At 59.5% G+C, this 18,646-nt stretch carries 19 protein-coding genes; 9 read left to right on the forward strand and 10 right to left on the reverse strand.

Annotated elements, in window-relative coordinates:
- Positions 1 to 87 precede the first annotated feature (87 nt).
- From NH234_RS12345 to NH234_RS12360, 4 genes are all read right to left on the reverse strand, one after another.
- Complete coding sequence (locus tag NH234_RS12345) at positions 88 to 972, reverse strand: ABC transporter permease subunit (RefSeq protein ID WP_367256717.1); 885 nt, start codon at positions 970 to 972, stop codon at positions 88 to 90.
- Complete coding sequence (locus NH234_RS12350) at positions 969 to 1,883, reverse strand: ABC transporter permease subunit (RefSeq protein ID WP_085708654.1); 915 nt, start codon at positions 1,881 to 1,883, stop codon at positions 969 to 971. The genes NH234_RS12345 and NH234_RS12350 overlap by 4 nt, the downstream gene beginning before the upstream one ends.
- Positions 1,880 to 3,022, reverse strand: a complete 1,143-nt coding sequence (gene potA / locus NH234_RS12355) for a polyamine ABC transporter ATP-binding protein (protein WP_007957110.1) — start codon at positions 3,020 to 3,022, stop codon at positions 1,880 to 1,882. The genes NH234_RS12350 and potA overlap by 4 nt, the downstream gene beginning before the upstream one ends.
- A gap of 219 nt (positions 3,023 to 3,241) precedes the next feature.
- Positions 3,242 to 4,003: a gamma-glutamyl-gamma-aminobutyrate hydrolase family protein gene (locus NH234_RS12360; protein WP_085686390.1), complete on the reverse strand. Its 762-nt coding sequence runs from the start codon at positions 4,001 to 4,003 to the stop codon at positions 3,242 to 3,244.
- Between the two features lie 281 nt (positions 4,004 to 4,284).
- Here NH234_RS12360 and NH234_RS12365 point away from each other — a divergent pair, with 281 nt between their 5' ends.
- From NH234_RS12365 to NH234_RS12380, 4 genes are all read left to right on the forward strand, one after another.
- The gene (locus tag NH234_RS12365; protein ID WP_085698734.1) at positions 4,285 to 5,661 is read left to right on the forward strand and encodes a glutamine synthetase family protein; all 1,377 of its coding nucleotides are present in this window, start codon (positions 4,285 to 4,287) and stop codon (positions 5,659 to 5,661) included.
- A 78-nt stretch (positions 5,662 to 5,739) separates the two neighbouring features.
- Positions 5,740 to 7,230 carry an aldehyde dehydrogenase gene (locus tag NH234_RS12370; RefSeq protein WP_367256719.1) on the forward strand — a complete coding sequence of 497 codons (1,491 nt, stop codon included), beginning with the start codon at positions 5,740 to 5,742 and terminating at the stop codon, positions 7,228 to 7,230.
- Positions 7,231 to 7,282: 52 nt separating this feature from the next.
- Entirely contained in the window at positions 7,283 to 8,566 is a 1,284-nt protein-coding gene (locus NH234_RS12375; protein ID WP_085733123.1) for an FAD-binding oxidoreductase, read from the forward strand.
- 205 nt (positions 8,567 to 8,771) lie between these two features.
- Positions 8,772 to 9,320 (forward strand): cupin domain-containing protein, encoded by a 549-nt coding sequence (locus tag NH234_RS12380; protein WP_011333561.1) that lies wholly within the window; start codon positions 8,772 to 8,774, stop codon positions 9,318 to 9,320.
- A gap of 137 nt (positions 9,321 to 9,457) precedes the next feature.
- Here NH234_RS12380 and NH234_RS12385 read toward each other — a convergent pair whose 3' ends face one another.
- A complete protein-coding gene (locus NH234_RS12385) occupies positions 9,458 to 9,820 on the reverse strand; it encodes a hypothetical protein (protein WP_367256721.1) in 363 nt (120 codons plus the stop codon).
- A 265-nt stretch (positions 9,821 to 10,085) separates the two neighbouring features.
- Positions 10,086 to 10,373 (reverse strand): fructose-bisphosphate aldolase, encoded by a 288-nt coding sequence (locus tag NH234_RS12390; RefSeq protein WP_367256722.1) that lies wholly within the window; start codon positions 10,371 to 10,373, stop codon positions 10,086 to 10,088.
- A gap of 593 nt (positions 10,374 to 10,966) precedes the next feature.
- Here NH234_RS12390 and NH234_RS12395 point away from each other — a divergent pair.
- Positions 10,967 to 11,398 (forward strand): hypothetical protein, encoded by a 432-nt coding sequence (locus NH234_RS12395; RefSeq protein WP_367256724.1) that lies wholly within the window; start codon positions 10,967 to 10,969, stop codon positions 11,396 to 11,398.
- Between the two features lie 70 nt (positions 11,399 to 11,468).
- On the opposite strand, the gene NH234_RS12400 is transcribed toward NH234_RS12395, so the two are convergent.
- The gene (locus tag NH234_RS12400) at positions 11,469 to 12,089 is read right to left on the reverse strand and encodes a hypothetical protein (protein ID WP_367256725.1); all 621 of its coding nucleotides are present in this window, start codon (positions 12,087 to 12,089) and stop codon (positions 11,469 to 11,471) included.
- 298 nt (positions 12,090 to 12,387) lie between these two features.
- On the opposite strand from NH234_RS12400, the gene NH234_RS12405 reads away from it, so the two are divergent.
- The 3 genes from NH234_RS12405 to NH234_RS12415 are packed head-to-tail and all read left to right on the forward strand — an operon-like array spanning position 12,388 to position 14,263.
- On the forward strand, positions 12,388 to 12,777 hold the full coding sequence (locus NH234_RS12405) for a hypothetical protein (RefSeq protein WP_367256727.1): 390 nt from the start codon (positions 12,388 to 12,390) through the stop codon (positions 12,775 to 12,777).
- 15 nt (positions 12,778 to 12,792) lie between these two features.
- Positions 12,793 to 13,215: an HD domain-containing protein gene (locus NH234_RS12410; protein WP_260523093.1), complete on the forward strand. Its 423-nt coding sequence runs from the start codon at positions 12,793 to 12,795 to the stop codon at positions 13,213 to 13,215.
- A 28-nt stretch (positions 13,216 to 13,243) separates the two neighbouring features.
- On the forward strand, positions 13,244 to 14,263 hold the full coding sequence (locus NH234_RS12415; protein WP_367256728.1) for an AbrB family transcriptional regulator: 1,020 nt from the start codon (positions 13,244 to 13,246) through the stop codon (positions 14,261 to 14,263).
- 18 nt (positions 14,264 to 14,281) lie between these two features.
- Here NH234_RS12415 and NH234_RS12420 read toward each other — a convergent pair whose 3' ends face one another.
- Genes NH234_RS12420 through NH234_RS12430 form a run of 3 tightly spaced genes read right to left on the reverse strand, consistent with a single transcriptional unit; the run spans position 14,282 to position 17,940 of the window.
- Positions 14,282 to 15,307: a DUF2955 domain-containing protein gene (locus NH234_RS12420; protein WP_367256729.1), complete on the reverse strand. Its 1,026-nt coding sequence runs from the start codon at positions 15,305 to 15,307 to the stop codon at positions 14,282 to 14,284.
- On the reverse strand, positions 15,297 to 16,394 hold the full coding sequence (locus NH234_RS12425; protein ID WP_367256730.1) for an HlyD family secretion protein: 1,098 nt from the start codon (positions 16,392 to 16,394) through the stop codon (positions 15,297 to 15,299). The genes NH234_RS12420 and NH234_RS12425 overlap by 11 nt, the downstream gene beginning before the upstream one ends.
- Positions 16,387 to 17,940: an efflux transporter outer membrane subunit gene (locus NH234_RS12430; RefSeq protein WP_367256731.1), complete on the reverse strand. Its 1,554-nt coding sequence runs from the start codon at positions 17,938 to 17,940 to the stop codon at positions 16,387 to 16,389. The genes NH234_RS12425 and NH234_RS12430 overlap by 8 nt, the downstream gene beginning before the upstream one ends.
- A 133-nt stretch (positions 17,941 to 18,073) precedes the next feature.
- Between NH234_RS12430 and NH234_RS12435 the strand changes: the two genes are divergently transcribed.
- The gene (locus NH234_RS12435; RefSeq protein ID WP_249490231.1) at positions 18,074 to 18,589 is read left to right on the forward strand and encodes a transporter suffix domain-containing protein; all 516 of its coding nucleotides are present in this window, start codon (positions 18,074 to 18,076) and stop codon (positions 18,587 to 18,589) included.
- Positions 18,590 to 18,646 lie beyond the last annotated feature (57 nt).

Below are 18,646 nucleotides of genomic sequence, written 5' to 3' on the forward strand. Positions count from 1 at the left end.
CTTTTTATTCAAAAGCTTTATTCAAAAACACAAAGCGGAATTTCAGTGAATCGGTGGCGAGGGAGAGCCTCCCTCGCCACCCGGTACTCAGGCTGTCGCTGCCACTCGTTGAGGTTGCGGTTGCTGCCACGATTCGTTGGCGGTCTGATCCATCGCTTCCTGAATCGCACGCTTGCGGTTGGCTTCTGCCTTGCGGCCGAAGTACCAGACCAGGAAGGTCACCAGCGACACCGCCAGCAGAATCAGGCTGGCCACGGCGTTGATCTCGGGCTTCACGCCCAGACGCACGGCCGAGAACACTTCCATCGGCAGGGTGGTGGAACCCGGACCGGACACGAAGCTCGCCAGCACCAGGTCATCCAGCGACAGGGCGAACGACATCATGCCGCCCGCCGCCAGCGACGGCGCGATCATCGGGATGGTGATCAGGAAAAACACCTTGAACGGTTTCGCGCCCAGATCCATCGCCGCTTCTTCGATCGACAGGTCCAGCTCGCGCAAGCGGGCGGAGACTACCACCGCCACATAAGCGGCACAAAACGTGGTGTGGGCGATCCAGATCGTGACGATGCCACGCTCCTGCGGCCAGCCGATCAACTGCGCCATCGCCACGAACAGCAGCAACAGCGACAGACCGGTAATTACCTCAGGCATAACGAGCGGCGCGGTCACCAGACCACCGAACAGCGTACGACCCTTGAAGCGTGTCACGCGGGTCAGCACGAACGCGGCGAGGGTGCCCAGTGCCACCGCTGCAACAGCGGTGTAGCAGGCAATTTCCAGCGAGCGCACCACCGAGCCCATCAGTTGGGTGTTGTCGAGCAGGCCGACGTACCACTTGATCGACCAGCCGCCCCAGACCGTTACCAGTTTGGAGGCGTTGAACGAGTAGATCACCAGAATCAGCATCGGCAGATAAATGAACAGCAGGCCGAAGATCAGCATGAACTTTGAAAATCCGAAGCGTTTCATCCCCGTCCCTCCATCTCTTTGGCCTGGCTGCGGTTGAACAGCAGAATCGGCACAATCAGGATCAACAGCATCACCACCGCCAGAGCAGACGCCACCGGCCAGTCGCGGTTATTGAAGAACTCTTGCCACAGCACGCGACCGATCATCAGGGTCTCCGGGCCACCCAGCAGTTCCGGAATCACGAACTCGCCCACCACCGGAATGAACACCAGCATGCAGCCGGCGATGATGCCGTTCTTGGCCAGCGGCACGGTGATTTTCCAGAAGTTGTTGAAGTTGCTCGAACCCAGATCCTGCGCGGCTTCCAGCAGGCTGCCGTCGTGCTTCACCAGGTTGGCGTAGAGCGGCAGTACCATGAATGGCAGATAGGCATACACGACCCCAATGTAGACGGCGGTGTTGGTGTTGAGGATCTCGATCGGGTGATCGGTGAGCCCGGTCCACATCAGGAACGCATTGAGCAGACCGTTGTTGCTGAGGATACCCATCCACGCATACACGCGGATCAGGATCGCGGTCCAGGTCGGCATCATGATCAACAGCAGCAGGACATTTTGCGCTTCCTTGCTGGCTTTGGTGATTGCGTAAGCCATCGGGAAACCGATCACCAGGCACATCATCGTGCTCAGTGCCGCGACCTTCAGCGAACCGAGGTAGGCCGACAGGTACAGCTCGTCTTCGCCGAGCATGGTGTAGTTGCCGATGTTCAGGAACAGCTGGAATTTCTGTTCGGCGTAAGTGTAGATCTCCGAGTACGGCGGGATCGACAGTGCGGCTTCCGAGAAGCTGATCTTCATCACCAGGAAGAACGGCAGCATGAAGAACAGGAACAGCCAGATGAACGGGATGCCGATGACGAACTTTCGCCCGCTGGGCACCAGGCGCAGGAATTGCTGATTGAAGGTTCTCATGAGCGCAGTACCACGCCGCTGTCGTCTTCCCACCAGACGTAGACCTTGTCGTCCCAGGTCGGCCGCGCGCCACGGCGTTCGGCGTTGGCCATGAACGACTGGACGATCTTGCCGCTCGGCAACTCGACGTAGAACACCGAGTGGCCGCCGAGGTAGGCGATGTCATGCACCTTGCCTTCGGACCAGTTGTAGCGGGTCTCCGGCTTGATCGTGCTGACCAGCATTTTTTCCGGGCGGATCGCGTAGGTGATCGACTTGTCCTGCACCGAAGTGCTGACGCCATGACCGACGTAGATCTTTTGCTGCAAGTCCGGGCTGTGAATGATCGCGTGACCTTCAAGGTCCTCGACCACGGTGCCGTCGAAGGCGTTCACGTTGCCGATGAATTCGCAGACCATGCGGCTGACCGGTGCTTCATAGATGTCGACCGGGCTGCCGATCTGGGCGATCCAGCCCAGGTGCATGATCGCGATGCGCTCGGCCATGGTCATGGCCTCTTCCTGGTCGTGGGTCACCATCACGCAAGTCACGCCGACGCGCTCGATGATCTCAACCAGCTCAAGCTGCATCTGCGAACGCAGCTTTTTATCCAGCGCGCCCATCGGTTCGTCGAGCAGCAACAGCTTCGGACGCTTGGCCAGGGAGCGGGCGAGGGCCACGCGCTGACGCTGACCGCCGGACAGTTGATGCGGGCGGCGTTTGGCGTATTGGGTCATGTGGACGAGGCGCAGCATCTCTTCGACGCGAGCGTCGATTTCGCTGGCCGGCAAACGGTCCTGCTTGAGGCCGAAGGCGATGTTCTGCGCAACCGTCATGTGCGGGAACAGGGCGTAGGACTGGAACATCATGTTGATCGGCCGCTCGTACGGCGGCATGTCGGTGATGTCGACACCGTCGAGCAGAATGCGTCCTTCAGTCGGCCGTTCGAAACCGGCGAGCATGCGCAGCAGGGTCGATTTGCCCGAGCCGGAGCCGCCGAGCAGGGCGAAGATTTCGCCCTGGTGGATCTCCAGGGACACATCGTCCACCGCAGTGGTTTCGTCGAACTTCTTGGTGACTCGATCGACTTTCACCAGAACCTTTTTCGGTTGCTGATGACCTTCAAGAGCCTTCCTGTAAGTGCTGGAGGCGTTTGCCATGTGAAACTCCCAACAGGTTTCAGTCGCCGGGCCAACGCGGCCTGGCTTAAGAGTGGATTGCAGACCCGCACCGTGCGGGTTGTTCGGCGCCGCCGTCCTGGCTGCCGGGTGGTGCTTTTTGTTTTCGCGGTGTGTTGCTGATCGCGGATGACGGATGCGCAAACGCGCAGCCGCCGACCCCGCGGGGGCAGTAAATGGTTTTGCAATCGTTGGGTGGCGTCAGCGCTGGTTGCGTCGCGCCGCACGCTGGCGGCAAGCCTCACCGAACGCCTGGAAGATCCGCAGGTAATTCGGGTTGTCCAGTACCTGCCATTCCGGGTGCCATTGCACGCCGAGGGCGAAGGTCGGGCTGTGCTCCACCGAGACCGCCTCGATCAGGCCATCCGGCGCCACGGCTTCGGCGCGCAGGCCGGGAGCGAGGCGGTCGATGCCCTGACTGTGAATCGAGTTGACCTGGAATTCACCCGGCAGCTCCAGCGCTTCGAACACGCCGCCGGGCAGCACCGACACGGCATGAGCCGGGGCGTATTGCACGGCGACATCCGGGCTGTCGGCTTCGCGGTGATCGAGCATGCCCGGCAACTCATGCACCTTCTGGTGCAGGCTGCCGCCGAACGCCACGTTCATTTCCTGGAAACCCCGGCAGATGCCAAGTACCGGAACGCCCGCCGCGATGGCTGCGCGCAATAGAGGAAGGGTAGTGGCATCCCGGGCCGGATCGTGATCCGTGCCGGGAGCGCTGTCCGGGCCCTGATAGTGGAAGGGTTCCACGTTGGACGGCGAGCCGGTCAGCAACAGACCGTCGAGCTGACCCAGCAGGTCTTCGATTTCAGTCAGTTTGCCAAGGGAAGGAATGACGACAGGCAACCCCAGCGCCGCAACGCTGACAGCACGAACGTATTTGTCGCCGCTGATGTGGTAGGGGTGCAGGCCAATCTGTTTGACGCACGCAGTAACGCCGATCAATGGCTTGAATGCCATTTTTATTCACCTCGAAGTTTGACACTTGAACGAGCTTTTCCGGAGCTTAGCCTCGTTGATTTTAATTAACAACTCCCATGTAAAAAATTCTAAACGCCGTTCATCAAATCGTCACCAAGACCGGGGCTCTGGCGTCTGTGTTGGCACGAGAGTGTTAAAAAAGCCCGAAAAATAAACGCTGAACGGCCATGTGTTCGCTATTGACTTCACTTTGCCGTTCGGGTTGACTGGCTCCGCGAAACAGCAGTGAACATAATAATTAACAGCTAAATAGGTGCATCATGTCGGTCCCTCTGCGTGCCGTTCAACTCAACGAAGCAAACGCATTCCTTAAGAAACATCCTGAGGTTTTGTACGTCGACCTTCTGATTGCAGACATGAACGGTGTGGTGCGCGGCAAGCGCATCGAGCGCACCAGTCTTCATAAGGTTTACGAGAAAGGCATCAACTTGCCGGCCTCGCTTTTCGCCCTCGACATCAATGGTTCCACGGTGGAAAGCACCGGCCTGGGCCTGGACATCGGCGACGCCGACCGAATCTGCTACCCGATCCCGGGCACCCTGAGCATCGAGCCCTGGCAGAAGCGTCCGACCGCTCAACTGCTGATGACCATGCACGAACTGGAAGGCGAGCCGTTCTTCGCCGACCCGCGTGAAGTGCTGGCCAACGTGGTGCGCAAGTTCGACGCGCTGGGCCTGACCATCTGCGCCGCGTTCGAACTCGAGTTTTATCTGATCGACCAGGACAACGTGAACGGCCGTCCGCAATCGCCACGTTCGCCGGTTTCGGGCAAGCGTCCGGTATCGACTCAGGTTTACCTGATCGACGATCTCGACGAGTACGTCGACTGCCTGCAAGACATCCTCGAAGGTGCGAAAGAGCAGGGCATTCCTGCAGATGCGATCGTCAAGGAAAGTGCCCCGGCGCAGTTCGAAGTCAACCTGCATCACGTGTCCGACCCGATCAAGGCTTGCGAATACGCGATCCTGCTCAAGCGTCTGGTGAAGAACATCGCCTACGACCACGAGATGGACACCACCTTCATGGCCAAGCCGTATCCGGGCCAGGCGGGCAATGGTTTGCACGTGCACATTTCGATCCTGGATAAAGAAGGCAACAACATCTTCGCCAGCGAGGATCCCGAGCAGAACGCCGCGCTACGCCACGCGATCGGCGGTGTGCTGGAGACCCTGCCTGCGCAAATGGCCTTCCTGTGCCCGAACGTCAACTCGTATCGTCGTTTCGGCGCACAGTTCTACGTGCCGAACTCGCCGAGTTGGGGTATCGACAACCGCACCGTGGCCGTCCGCGTACCGACCGGTTCGCCGGATGCCGTGCGCATCGAGCACCGTGTCGCTGGTGCCGACGCCAACCCGTACCTGCTGATGGCTTCCGTGCTGGCGGGTATCCACCACGGCCTGACCAACGAAATCGAGCCGGGCGCCCCGGTTGAAGGCAACAGCTACGAGCAGAATGAACAGAGCCTGCCGAACAACCTGCGCGACGCCTTGCGCGTGCTGGACGACAGTGAAGTCATGGCGAAATACATCGACCCGATGTACATCGACGTGTTCGTCGCGTGCAAGGAAAGCGAGCTGGCCGAGTTCGAAAACTCGATCTCTGACCTTGAGTACAACTGGTATCTGCATACCGTCTGACGCTCAAGCGCTTACCTCGCAAGCACCGCCGCTCCCATGTGAGCGGCGGTCACCTCTTTCTCTGTGTGAGTCACCCCCATGACCATGACCCGCAACGACTGGGAACAACGCTTCCAGTCCCTGACCCTCGAATCCCGCGCCTTCATCAACGGCGAATACCGCCCGGCCATCAGCGGCGAAACCTTCGAATGCCTGAGCCCCGTCGACGGCCGTTTCCTGGCCTCCGTCGCCAGCACCGATGAAGCCGACGCGAACCTCGCCGTCGAGGTCGCACGCCAATCCTTCAACTCCGGCGTGTGGGCCAACAAGCCCCCGGCCGAGCGCAAGCGCATCCTGATCCGCTTCGCCGACCTGATCCTGCAACACCAGGAAGAACTGGCGCTGCTCGAAACCCTCGACATGGGCAAACCGATCAGCGACTCGATGAGCATCGACATCCCGGCGACCGCCAACGCGATCCGCTGGAGCGCCGAGGCCATTGACAAGATCTACGACGAAGTCGCCGCCACTCCGCACGATCAACTCGGCCTGGTGACTCGTGAGCCATCGGGCGTGGTCGCGGCCATCGTGCCGTGGAACTTCCCGCTGATCATGGCCAGCTGGAAATTCGCCCCGGCGCTGGCGGCAGGTAACTCGTTCATCCTCAAGCCTTCGGAAAAATCCCCGCTGACTGCGATCCGCATTGCCCAACTGGCGCTGGATGCGGGTATTCCGAAAGGCGTGTTCAACGTCCTGCCAGGCTTCGGCCACACTGTCGGCAAGGCGCTGGCGCTGCACATGGACGTCGACGTGCTGGCCTTCACCGGCTCCACGGCGATTGCCAAGCAACTGATGATTTATGCCGGCCAAAGCAACATGAAACGCGTCTGGCTCGAAGCAGGGGGCAAGAGCCCGAACGTGGTGTTTGCCGATGCACCGGACTTGCGTGCGGCAGCACAAGCGGCGGCCGGCGCCATTGCGTTCAACCAGGGCGAGGTCTGCACCGCCGGCTCGCGCCTGCTGGTGGAGCGTTCGATCCGCGAGCAATTCATCCCGCTGCTGGTGGAAGCGTTGCAGGCATGGAAACCGGGTCACGCCCTCGACCCGTCGACCACCGTCGGCGCCGTGGTCGATCAGCGTCAACTGGACAACGTGCTGCGCTACATCAGCATCGGTCGGGAGCAGGGCGCGGAGCTGATCGCCGGCGGCCGCCGCACCCTGGAAGAAACCGGTGGCACCTACGTCGAGCCGACGATTTTCGACGGCGTGACCAACGCGATGACCATCGCCAAGGAAGAAATCTTCGGCCCGGTGCTGTCGCTGATCACCTTCGACACCGTTGAAGAAGCGCTGCAGATCGCCAACGACAGCATCTTCGGCCTCGCCGCCGGGGTCTGGACCAGCAACCTGAGCAAGGCCCACACCTTCGCCCGTGGCCTGCGCGCCGGCAGTGTGTGGGTCAACCAGTACGACGGCGGCGACATGACCGCGCCGTTCGGTGGCTTCAAACAGTCGGGCAACGGTCGCGACAAATCGCTGCACGCATTCGACAAGTACACCGAGCTGAAAGCGACCTGGATCAAGCTCTGACTCTTTTACAGCGGTGGTCGCCTGCAACCGGCGACCCTCGGAGAATAAAAAAATGAAACAGCAACACGTGAACAGCTACTACGCCGCCACCCGCAACGAAGTCATCGACTTCCCGACGCTTGAAGAGTCGGTGGACTGCGATGTGTGCATTATCGGCGCCGGCTACACCGGTCTGTCTTCGGCGCTGTTCCTGACCGAAGCCGGCTACAAGGTGACGGTGCTGGAAGCGGCGAAAGTCGGCTACGGCGCCAGCGGTCGCAACGGCGGCCAATTGGTCAACTCCTACAGCCGCGACGTCGACGTGATTGAAGAGCGCTACGGCGACAAGACCGCGGAAATCCTCGGCAGCATGATCTTCGAAGGCGCCGACATCATCCGTTCGCGGATCAAGGAATACGACATCAAGTGCGACTATCGCCCGGGCGGGATTTTCGCGGCGATGAACAACAAGCAGCTCAAGGGGCTCGCAGAGCAAAAGCGTAGCTGGGAACGTTACGGCAATAAAAACCTGAAGATGCTCGACGCCGCGGACATCCGCCGCGAAGTCGGTTCCGACGCCTACGTCGGCGGTCTGCTGGACATGCAGGGCGGCCACATCCACCCGCTGAACCTGGCTCTCGGTGAAGCCGCGGCCATCGTGCGTCTGGGCGGCAAGATCTATGAGCAATCCGCTGCGGTGGAGATCAAGTACGGCGAGCCCAACGTCGTGCGCACCGCCAAAGGCCAAGTCCGCGCCAAGTACCTGTTGATCGCCGGCAACGCCTACCTGCCGCAAGGCCTCGACAACCGCGTGACGGCCAAGAGCATGCCGTGCGGCTCGCAGATCTGCGTCACCGAACCGTTGACCGAGAAGCAGGCCCGCAGCCTGATCACCAATAACTATTGCGTCGAAGACTGCAACTACCTGCTCGACTACTACCGCCTCACCGCCGACAACCGTCTGCTCTACGGCGGCGGTGTGGTGTACGGCGCCCGTGAACCGGACGACATCGAAACCCTGATCCGCCCGAAAATGCTCAAGACTTTCCCGCAGCTCAAGGACGTGAAAATCGACTACCGCTGGACCGGCAACTTCCTGCTGACCATGTCGCGCATGCCGCAATTCGGCCGCATCGAGAAAAACGCCTACTACATGCAGGGCTACAGCGGCCACGGCGTCACCTGCTCGCACCTTGCCGGCAAGCTGATCTCGGAAATGATCCGCGGCGACGCCGAGCGCTTCGACGCCTTCGCCTCGCTGCCACACATGCCGATGATCGGCGGCCGCACCTTCTCGGCCCCGCTGACCGCCCTCGGCGCGGTGTATTACTCGCTGCGCGACCGTTTCGGCATCTGATTTACCTCGCCGGCGGCGCCCTCAAAAAGGGCGCTGCCGGCTTTTTCATGTGCCGTCCATCGAACCTGCTGAGCAACACCGACAAACGTGATTTAATAGCCGCCTTTCACGGTTCCGGGACACGGGAGCAACGTGATCCGCGCGCCTTGCGCGGCACCCGCCACCCACCCCCATTACCCTTAAGTCGTTCTCACATAAGGCTGTCATGGATACGGGTTCTCGACTCAAACTAGTACGCGAAAGCTACAAACTCTCCCAGCGCGAGCTGGCCCGGCGTAGCGGCGTGACCAATGCCACCATCTCCCTGATCGAACAGAATCGTGTCAGTCCTTCCGTCAGCTCACTGAAAAAGCTGCTCGAAGGCATCCCGATGTCCCTGGCCGACTTCTTCACCTTCGACCAGCCCCCACGCGAACATCAATACGTCTTCCGCGCCAACGAACAACCCGACCTCGGCCGCCACGGCCTGCGCCTGCTCTTGATCGGCGCCTCGGTCCCAAGCCGCCAGATGCGCTTGCTGCGCGAGCAATACGCACCGGGCGCGAGTTCCGGGGAAGAGCCGATTGTTCACGCAGAAGGCGAAGAGTGTGGGTTGGTGACGCGCGGCACGGTCGAGTTGACGGTGGACGGGCAGGTGAGCGTGTTGAGTGCGGGGGACGGGTATTACTTTCCGACGACGTTGCCGCACAAATTTCGGAATATCGGGGCGGATGAGGCTGAGATTATTAGTGCGAATACGCCGGCGAATTTTTGATGTATCGCTGCGCGTTATGCATGCTCTATTGTTGTCGGTTTTACTCAAAGCCATACCTATCATGTCAAGGGATGGCTTTGATTAATTGTTTGTGATTAGTGGGCTGACGGTCCGAATTTTTCTAGGTTCTGACTTGCTTATTCGCCCCAATTTAGCTCCGCTGCCGTTACCCTTTGTGGCGTGTTTGACTCTTTGAAAAACTCCATCTGAGCATAACCAGCGCCATTTAGAATGGCAGTCCAATTGTTAAAGGATGGCGCGCCGCCGACGTAGTCCGCCTCCCATCTCCAGGAACCATGTGAAGTATTGAATAGAAGTACTGTTTCATCTTGACCTCCCCCGTAGAAGTGGTAGCCGCCTGTCACTTGTTCCCACTTGTTTGTCTGAGCGTCGTGGAAGTAGCCGCTGCACGAACCGGTTGATTCGTTGAATTTTTCAATCACAAGACGGTATATGTTCCCGCTTCCGCCATCATAGTTTCCATTTAGTGGGTATGTCATTTCAATCTCCAGTTTCGAAATGGGCATAGTTTTCGGAATGCATGTTTCTGTGGGTTGATAGTGTCTGAGGTTAGAGGTGTTGTCACCTGTAATAAATGACAGGTTTTAATAACTTTAAATAATGTTAATTATTCCGCTTGGTGCTTATTCAGCGCTTTAAAGCGCAATATGCGCGGCAAGTCTTAAATCGAGCATGAAAAAGCATAAAAGGTGACCATGAAAAGGTGACTGATTTATTTGTGTAAGTCCGTCACCTTCAATCGCTCTAGTCAAGAATATCAAACCGTCGTTGCTCTATAACTCGAAACACATCACTCACGTCCTGAACCAAGATTCTGGCGATGGTACTGATGGTGTTGATGTCATGCTCGGCGTGATCGGGGAGGTGGATGCAGGCCATCAGGTCCAAGTATTTCAGAACAGCATCGAGCCGTTCCCCGAGGCAGGCGTGAAGGTTGCTCAGTGTGGCGTCGGCGTCGATAAGCAGGACAGGGCGGTCAGTAGCGGGGTGGGACATGTTCGCATGGCGGTGGAGCGGCGTTTTGATCGTCATATGGAAAGGTCTCTTGGAGAAAATGAGCCACCTTTCTGCTACGAAACAAAATGGGTGGCAGATGTGTGCGGGTTCGCAGACCGAGGAAGAGACCAAACCCGGCAGACCCGAAAGTCTCCCGCACACAGCTGCCGTAAAACGTAATGCTGGCGAATTTTGCCAGAATTGTAGTTTGACGGTGTTGGTCAATTTTCCTTAGGGCTGCGAAACCCTATCGCCAAATTCGTTCGGCGACAGACCCACTCTAGGCACCGCTCCCCACTGTCGCAATCAGCCTGTAGGACGTGAAATCACCACTCGTGGTCAGAGAGTTCACTCCTGTTCGGCGGCGCGAAAGGCGTAAATCAAGGGCTACAGCGTGTCAGGGAAAAATGACTTGCCTGGTTTCGGCCCTCTTCGCAGCCCCGCAAGAACAAGCTCCCTCACCACGCGGAGTGATTTCCTACGGCGTTTTCAGATCAAAAAAATCCTCACACATTCCACCCCCGGAACTTTCCCCAAAACCGATGTCAATTTGATGGCGTGTCTCGAAGCTAATGTAAATCGGATTGAACAGTCCCAGTCTGCTGACGGGTAAACCAAGGAAGCGTGTGATGAAGAAAATACTTGCAATGCTGTTGATGTTTGCTTTCGCCGGCCATGCCTTCGCTGGCTGCACGGGCATCAACGATCAGGATCAGCGCATATATTGCGAAGCCAAATCCGGCAGCGGCAATTGCAGCGGGATCGGCAATCAGGATTTGCGCAGGATGTGCGAGGCAGAAACCGGCCACGGCAACTGCAGTGGGATCTCTGATCAGGATCAGCGCCGTTATTGCGAAGCCAAGTCAGGCAGCGGTAATTGCAGCGGTATTGGCAGTCAGGATCTTCGAAGGATGTGCGAGGCAGAAACCGGCCATGGCAATTGCAGCGGTATCGATAATCAGGACCAGCGCCGTTTCTGTGAAGCCAAGACCGGAAACGGCAATTGCAGCGGCATTGGTGATCAAGACCTGCGCCGTCAGTGCGAAGCCATGAAGCGCTGATCCATCGGCCTGAGTCCAAACGCAGAAAGGGACACCAACGATGTCCCTTTTTGTAGGCGAAACGTTCGGTTCACTCGTCGCCGTACATTAATTCAAGTCTTTCAATCCACTCACTAGTTGCGTGAAATTTGGAATAGTAGGACTGTTTTTCAGTTTCACTCAGTTGAGTAAAAAAACTGAAAAAGTAGTTGTTGTCGTAATATTCTTGAACACCTTGCATGCTGCCTCCCCACCAAGAAGGCTCGTAGCCTTCAAAAGCAAACCATGGCGGAGGAACCGCAAATTTTTTGCGGTTAAGCATCATTAGGAAGTCGACACTGTTTGTTATCAAACGAATCGTGACGGAGTTGAACTCTCTAGTCGATGCGAAGAATATCAGTCGGTCTCCGCTCAATGCGCTTTCGTATTCAAATACCGGAAGATCATTTAAGGTTCTTTCAATGTTTTTTCTGAAATTGGATTCAACGAGCGATTCAAATTCAACCAAGTCTTCTGGGTCGATAAGGAACTGCGAAAAAAATGCCGAGATTTCAGCATTTTGCAGTGACGTAGTGGGTGGCTGAGTGGGGGCGATGGTATCGGCCAAAGGGCGAGAAAATCGACTCTTCAGCTCCCACATGCTGTAGCCAGCTATTTGTTCTTGCTCAGACGCCGGCTTCATCAACGCCATAATTCTATTGATAAAGCTCATACCGCGCTCACTTTTGCATATATTCATTCGGTCAAACTGCGTCCAGCTCCCCGGCTGTGCCAAGGGCAGCTTCTAAAACGCTACCTCTCGTCCCGAGTCCGCCTGCAGCCAGTTACCATGTCAACTCTGGTGCCTATGATGCCCGTCTTTTGTGAGTTCCTGAAAGATAGCTCCCGGACTCCGCAGTCAAACTTTTCACTCGCCGCAACCCGACTCATCACCAAAGGTTCCCCCCATCCGCACCACGTCGTAGACTGCGAAACAAGTTGTAACGCCTCTCCCACGGACGGAACCGCGCATGATTCACATCGGCAGCCGCAACAACGCCCCCACGCCGCAGCACAAAACCCAAGATATCTACATCTTCAGCATCGACCTGTCGCGCCCGGCGACGCCGTTCTGCTTCGAGCAATCGATCGGCGGCGGGCATGTCGAGCAGGGCGGTGCGCGGTGGTTGGCGCTGGATGAGCTGGATGACTGGCCCGGTGAATGGCGTGAGCATTTGAAGAAGGCCAATTGCGCCTGGGTGGCCGAACTGGTGGACGCGCATGCCGGGGAGGATCAGGCGTCTGTGGTCTCGCTGATTCTTCAGCGATACGCAGAGCCGGTGCAGCCAACCGGGCGTTTGCAGGCGATTGGGCGCTGGTTCAAGCGCCATTTCTATATTGGCGGCCGGTACGGCGTCTGACCCGAGGAAACGCCCATGACTCAGACTCTGGAACGCGCCATCGCGATTGCCGCCACAGCCCACGCGGGGCAGGTGGACAAGGGTGGTGCGCCGTACATTTTGCATCCGCTGAAGGTCATGTTGCGCATGAGTAGCCTGGAAGAACGCATCGTCGCGGTGCTGCACGATGTGGTCGAGGATTGCGGCATCAGCCTGGAGGATTTGCGCAAGGAAGGTTTCAGCGAAGAAGTTCTGTCAGCCATCGAATCGGTGACCAAAGTGCCCGGCGAATCCTACGAGGACTTCGTCGAGCGCGCGGCGCAGAACCCCATCGGGCGGGTGGTGAAGCTGGCGGATCTGGAAGAGAACAGCGACCTGTCGCGGATTGCCTCGCCAAGTTGGGAGGATCTGGAGCGGATCGAAAAATATCGTCGGGCGATTGGACGGCTGCGCGCCTAACGTCATTTGAATAGCCAGGAAGGCGACCATGAAATCCATTCTTTGTCTGTTGATCGCTGCCGGATTCGGCGCGCTGTTGCAGTTCGAAGGCGTGCCCCACGGTTTGCTGTTGGGCTCGATTCTTGTCACTGCACTTGTCGTTACCAAATTCGGCTTCGCACCTAAAACTCCCTACGGCCTGGGTTACATTCAGGTCACGCTGGGCATTGCCACCGGGTTGATGTTCGAAGCATGGGACAGCGCGACTGTTTCGACGATGTTGCCGAGCCTTGGCGTGTTGCTGTTGTGTCTGGCGGTGCAAGTCGCGCTTTCCGCGCTGTGGCTGTCGCGCGGCGCAGGATGGAATCGCACGGACGCGCTGCTGGCGGTATATCCGGGCGCGTTGGCGGCGGTGTTCGATTTGCTGGAATCGCATCAGGCATCGAGCAAGGTGATCATCGTGCACTTGATGCGCCTGCTGCTGATCACGGTGCTGGTGAGTTTGCTGATTCCCGGATCGGCGCCGGTTGACGTGACCGAGGTCCCGCCGCTGTCGACGGGCATGGCGTTGATCGTGCTGTCGGTGATCGGTTTGAGCGTGGTGGTCGGGCGCTTGCTGCTCGCCGTCGGTGTGCCGGCGCCGTTCATGCTGACGGCAATCATCATCACCGCCGTGTTCGTGAAATCAGGATGGCTGCAGGGCTTTCACATGCCGGACTGGAGTTTGAATCTAGCGGCGCTGATTCTCGGTGCGCGGATCGGCTCCCGTTTTCAGGGATTGGGCCTCGCGGAACTGGGACGTCATGGCCGCACGGCGCTGGTGTCGGTCGGTTTGATGATTCTGGTCGCGGCGATTTTTGCATTGGCGGCGGCGCGGTTGCTGGGCAGCGATGCGTTGTCGCTGTGGCTCGCCTACATGCCGGGGGCCATCGAAACCATCGCGATCGTCGCATTCGCTGGCGGGCTGAACGTGGTGTTTATCCTCACTCACCATCTGGCGCGAATGGTGGTGCTGCACTTTGCACCGGCATTGTTGGTGCAGGTACGGCGGGTGCGAGAAGACGCTTGATGATTCCGCGCACGGTCGTCAGGTCACATCCTGACGACTCTCCCGGTGCGACTCCAGCAAATGCATCATCACCCCGGCATAAACAGTCACCAGAACAAACAACCCCATCCGCACCGCAAATGCTGTGTAAACATCCTTGCCCGCCGCGCTGTCCTCCACCGACTGCCCGAGCAGAATAATCATGGTGATCAAAGTATTGAGCCAGAACCCCGGCGTCAGTTGCGTCGGGTGCATCCGATACAGCTTGCGCGCCACAAGCAGCCCGAACAGCAGCATCCACAGAAAGAACATCCACAGGTGCACGAACAGGCTCAACGCACACCAGAACAGCACCGCCAACAGCCCGCCGAGCAAGGTCGAACCAAGCAGTTCGCGCCCGGCGTGATGGGTGCGGGTGGTGGTGCTTTGCTGGCCGAGGCTGACAGCTTTTAGGATGATCGGCAGGTAGCTCGCCGGGTCGATCAACACCAACAGGAAGGTCGGCAGCACGATCAGCGTTGCGCGCATCGCTACGCGGGGCACGTCTTCGGCGGGCAGGGCGGGAGCGGGGGGCGGCGCGGGGCTGTTGACCGGTTCCGGAAACAGGGCGTGGCTCAGACCCACAATGACGACGGCCAGCAACAGGCCTTTGACCAGCGCGCCGATCACCGCCATGGCCAGCTCGAATGACGCGAAACCGGCGGCGGAGATCATGGTCATGCCAATGACCAAAAACGTCATGATCAGCACGTTGCCGCCGCGCAAGCCGTAGGTGAACACCAGAAACAGACCGACGCCGATCAGCAGCACGCCGCATACCGGGTAATACCGCAGCAACGGCACCAGCAACAGGCCGAAACTGGTGGTGAGTGCGGCGACCAATGTCAGCACCAGCGCAGTTTTGACTGGCAATGGCCGGGGCATGCTGGCCAGCAGCAACACCGCGAGCACCGGCGACAGAAACGACAGCGGCAAGGCGAGGCCATAACTGGCGGCAGTACACAACGCCGTGCCGCAAGCCAGGCGCAAGGCTCGTTGCGCCGGCACGCTGCGCTCAATAGGCATACGACAGCCAGCTCATCAGCCAGACAAACACCCGACCCAGCGGATTGAGCAGACTGCCCTCGCTGGGAAACGCCATGACTTCCGCCTGCCCGCCGGCACGAATCGAACGACTATCGAACAGACGCTTTTTTGCCTCGTCGCTGAACTCGACGATCACCGGAAATCGCTGCGCCGGACGCAGCCAGTCGCGGCTGTTCTGGATCGTTGGCAAGGTGCCGGGCGGCGGAGTCTGGCCGACGCTGACGCCATAACCGACGCTGCGCACCCGGCCTTCGAGTACTTCGCCGGGCAGGGCGTCGAGGATGATCGACACCGGCGTGCCGGGCTTGATCCGGCCGAGGTTGTTTTCGGTGAGGTCGGCGCTGACCCACACGTCCTGGATCGTGATCAGCGTCATCACCGGGCTGCCGGCAGCGGCGAACTGGCCGACGTCGGTGCGCAGGTCGGTGATCAGTCCCGCGGAGCGGGCGCGGATGCGGGTGTTGGCGAGATCCAGTTCAGCCTTGGCCAATGTGGCGGAGGCGCTGAGCAATTTGGCGTTGGTGTCGCTGTTGCCGCCTTCCTGCTCCTGCGCTCGCACCACTTCTGCCCGAGCGGCGGCAACCTGGCTGACAGCGGCTTCGCGGTTGGCGCGCGAGACTTCCAGAAGCCGCACGGAAACGGTGCCGGGATCCTGTTTGTACAAGCCTTCGAGCCGTTGATTGTCCTGGCGCGCCTTGAGTTCGTTGGCCTGAGCCGCGCGCAACGAGGCCTGCGCCGAAGCAATGCCGGCGGTGCTGGCGCCGACTGTGCGACGGGTGTTCTCAAGGTCGGCGCGGGCCCGGTCGACGGCGATTTGCAGCGGCTGCGGATCAAGCTCGAAGAGGATATCGCCGGCCTGCACATCCTGATTGTTGCGCACGTTGACCTTGATCACCCGGCCTGCGACTTCCGAGGCCACCGGGATCACGAACGCGCCGACCCGCGCTTGCTGGGTGTACGGCGTGATTCGGTCGGCCAGCAGATACCAGATCAGGCTGAGCACAATCACCAGCAGCACCCAGCGGATGCTTTTTTTCGTCGGATCCGGCGGCGCTTCATCACTCATGGCGGTCTACCTGCGAGGGAATCGGATAAGTCGGTTGTGGCGGCGGGGCGGTCAGCAGTTCACCCCAATCGGTGCGCTGCTGCATCTGCTGCCGGGTCGGTTGATCGATCTGCGGTCCGGTGCTTTGCCAGCCGCCACCGAGGGACTTGTACAGCGCGATCAGGTTGCTCACGGCATTGCTGCGACTGACCAGATAGTTGTCCTGCAACTCCAGCAACGCACGTTGCGCATCGAGCACCCGCTGAAAGTCCGAATAGCCTTCGCGGTATTGGGTGTTGGCCAACACCAGTGAACGCCGCGCGGCGGCTTCGGCTTCACCGAGAATCCGTTCGCCTTCCAGTGCTTTGGTCAGTCCGCTGGCGGCGTCGTCGGCCTCGCGGGCGGCCTGGCGGACTTTGTCCCGGTAGGCTTCGATCAGTTGCTGCAACCGCGCATCTTGCACACGGATGTTGTTGTGGATGCGACCGTAATCGAACAGGTTCCAGCGCAGGCTCGGGCCGCCGATCAGGTCGAGACTGCGCGGGGTGGCGCCGAGGGTGTCGCTGGACCAGACGATGCTGCCGAGCAAGGTCAGCGACGGATACAGATCGGTTTCCGCCACACCGACCAGCGCCGATTGCGCGGCCACGTTCAGTTCCGCAGCACGCACATCGGGACGGCGCAGCAGCAGATTGGCCGGGACATCCTGCAACACGGCACGATCCAGCAGCGGGATCAGCCCAGTCTGCTCTGCGATCATCGTCGCACCACCGGGCGGCTGGCCGACCAGCACCGCCAGCGCGTTGCGAGTACGCAGCAATTGGTCTTCGAACACTGGAATAGTGCTCAGCGTGCCGAGGTATTGAGTCCTGGCCTGTTGCAGGTCGAGTTCGGCGGTCTGGCCGCTGCGGAAGAGTTTTTCGGTGATCTCGAAATTGCGTTTTTGCTGGACGGCGTTTTCCCGGGCGACCCGCAGCCGGGCTTCCGTGGTGCGCAGGGAAAAATAGGTGTCGGCGACTTGAGCGCGCAACAGCACGAGAGCGTCTTCGTAGTTGGCCTGGGCGGCGAAGTAGCTGGCGTCTGCGGATTCGATGGCGCGGCTGAAACGGCCCCAGAAATCCAGTTCCCAGCCGACGTCGAATGCGGCGCTGTGCTGCCAGAAGTGCAAGTCCTGCGGGTTGTTGCCGCCGGACTGGTGGCGGTCGATGTACAGGCTGTCGGCGCTGGCCTGTTGCAGTTGCGGATAACGGCCGCTGTCGGCGATGCCCAGTTGCGCCCGGGATTCCAGGACCCGCAGGCCGGCGATTTTCAGGCTGCTGTTGTGGGCTTCGGCTTCGCTGATCAAACGGTCGAGTATCGGATCGCCAAACACCTGCCACCACTGGCGCAGATCCGGCACCGCACCGCGCTTGCTGGCCTGTGCCAACGCGGCGCTGTGCCACTGCTTGCTCCAGGCCTCGGCCGGTGGCTGAAAGTCCGGGCCCAGGCGCATACAGCCGCCAAGGCTCAAAGCCGCAAACAGCAGCAGCGGGCCGGGTCGGGTCAGCAGGGCTGTCGTTTCAGGCATACCGTTTGGCCCCAGCGGGGAATTTCACTGGAGCATAGACGGCAGATCGCGGGTTGATGGCGTCAATCAGCTGCTACGCTTTTTCTGGCGACGCCAACCGATCCGCGCGCCCTGACGAAAAGGTAGGAAAACCATGGACACTCCTCAAGATCCGGTTGCACCGACCAGCGCTACCTGGCGCTTCAAGGTCGGTGTGGCGATTATTTGCCTGATGCTCGGTTCATGGCTGATGGTGCCGATTGCCGCGGCACTCGGTGTGCCCGGCTCGAAAGTTGCGGCGTTGACCGGCGTGTTGTTCATCAGCAACAAGGTGCTGTTGCTGTTGGTGATCGCGGTGATGGGCAAGGCCGGGTTCGCTGAACTGAAGCGCACGATTGGCCGGCATGTCTCGGGGATGATTCCGACGCCGGTGGCTGAGGTCTCGCCGATGCGGCATCGGGTGGGCGTGGTGATGTTTTGCCTGCCGCTGCTCAGCGCCTTTCTGGAACCTTATTTCGACAACTTCTGGCCAGGCCTGCGGCCGAATCTGTGGCAGATGCAACTGCTCGGTGACCTGATGTTCATCGGCAGTTTCTTTGTGCTGGGCAGCAATTTCTGGGAGAAGGCCCACGCGTTGTTCGTGCGCAAGGCGCGGGTGGTGACGGATTGAAACAAGAAGGACAGTGCCCCCTGTATCACGCGTGTCCCAGGGCTATCGCAAACGACA

This window comes from Pseudomonas sp. stari2, from assembly GCF_040760005.1.
In the GTDB taxonomy this organism is placed as follows: Bacteria; Pseudomonadota; Gammaproteobacteria; order Pseudomonadales; family Pseudomonadaceae; genus Aquipseudomonas.

What these genes read in the sequence shown, in the direction of transcription:
- NH234_RS12345 (WP_367256717.1), bottom strand. Translation starts at nt 972, where the DNA reads ATGAAACGCTTCGGATTTTCAAAGTTCATGCTGATCTTCGGCCTGCTG.
- NH234_RS12350 (WP_085708654.1), bottom strand. Translation starts at nt 1,883, where the DNA reads ATGAGAACCTTCAATCAGCAATTCCTGCGCCTGGTGCCCAGCGGGCGA.
- potA (WP_007957110.1), bottom strand. Translation starts at nt 3,022, where the DNA reads ATGGCAAACGCCTCCAGCACTTACAGGAAGGCTCTTGAAGGTCATCAG.
- NH234_RS12360 (WP_085686390.1), bottom strand. Translation starts at nt 4,003, where the DNA reads ATGGCATTCAAGCCATTGATCGGCGTTACTGCGTGCGTCAAACAGATT.
- NH234_RS12365 (WP_085698734.1), top strand. Translation starts at nt 4,285, where the DNA reads ATGTCGGTCCCTCTGCGTGCCGTTCAACTCAACGAAGCAAACGCATTC.
- NH234_RS12370 (WP_367256719.1), top strand. Translation starts at nt 5,740, where the DNA reads ATGACCATGACCCGCAACGACTGGGAACAACGCTTCCAGTCCCTGACC.
- NH234_RS12375 (WP_085733123.1), top strand. Translation starts at nt 7,283, where the DNA reads ATGAAACAGCAACACGTGAACAGCTACTACGCCGCCACCCGCAACGAA.
- NH234_RS12380 (WP_011333561.1), top strand. Translation starts at nt 8,772, where the DNA reads ATGGATACGGGTTCTCGACTCAAACTAGTACGCGAAAGCTACAAACTC.
- NH234_RS12385 (WP_367256721.1), bottom strand. Translation starts at nt 9,820, where the DNA reads ATGACATACCCACTAAATGGAAACTATGATGGCGGAAGCGGGAACATA.
- NH234_RS12390 (WP_367256722.1), bottom strand. Translation starts at nt 10,373, where the DNA reads ATGACGATCAAAACGCCGCTCCACCGCCATGCGAACATGTCCCACCCC.
- NH234_RS12395 (WP_367256724.1), top strand. Translation starts at nt 10,967, where the DNA reads ATGAAGAAAATACTTGCAATGCTGTTGATGTTTGCTTTCGCCGGCCAT.
- NH234_RS12400 (WP_367256725.1), bottom strand. Translation starts at nt 12,089, where the DNA reads ATGAGCTTTATCAATAGAATTATGGCGTTGATGAAGCCGGCGTCTGAG.
- NH234_RS12405 (WP_367256727.1), top strand. Translation starts at nt 12,388, where the DNA reads ATGATTCACATCGGCAGCCGCAACAACGCCCCCACGCCGCAGCACAAA.
- NH234_RS12410 (WP_260523093.1), top strand. Translation starts at nt 12,793, where the DNA reads ATGACTCAGACTCTGGAACGCGCCATCGCGATTGCCGCCACAGCCCAC.
- NH234_RS12415 (WP_367256728.1), top strand. Translation starts at nt 13,244, where the DNA reads ATGAAATCCATTCTTTGTCTGTTGATCGCTGCCGGATTCGGCGCGCTG.
- NH234_RS12420 (WP_367256729.1), bottom strand. Translation starts at nt 15,307, where the DNA reads ATGCCTATTGAGCGCAGCGTGCCGGCGCAACGAGCCTTGCGCCTGGCT.
- NH234_RS12425 (WP_367256730.1), bottom strand. Translation starts at nt 16,394, where the DNA reads ATGAGTGATGAAGCGCCGCCGGATCCGACGAAAAAAAGCATCCGCTGG.
- NH234_RS12430 (WP_367256731.1), bottom strand. Translation starts at nt 17,940, where the DNA reads ATGCCTGAAACGACAGCCCTGCTGACCCGACCCGGCCCGCTGCTGCTG.
- NH234_RS12435 (WP_249490231.1), top strand. Translation starts at nt 18,074, where the DNA reads ATGGACACTCCTCAAGATCCGGTTGCACCGACCAGCGCTACCTGGCGC.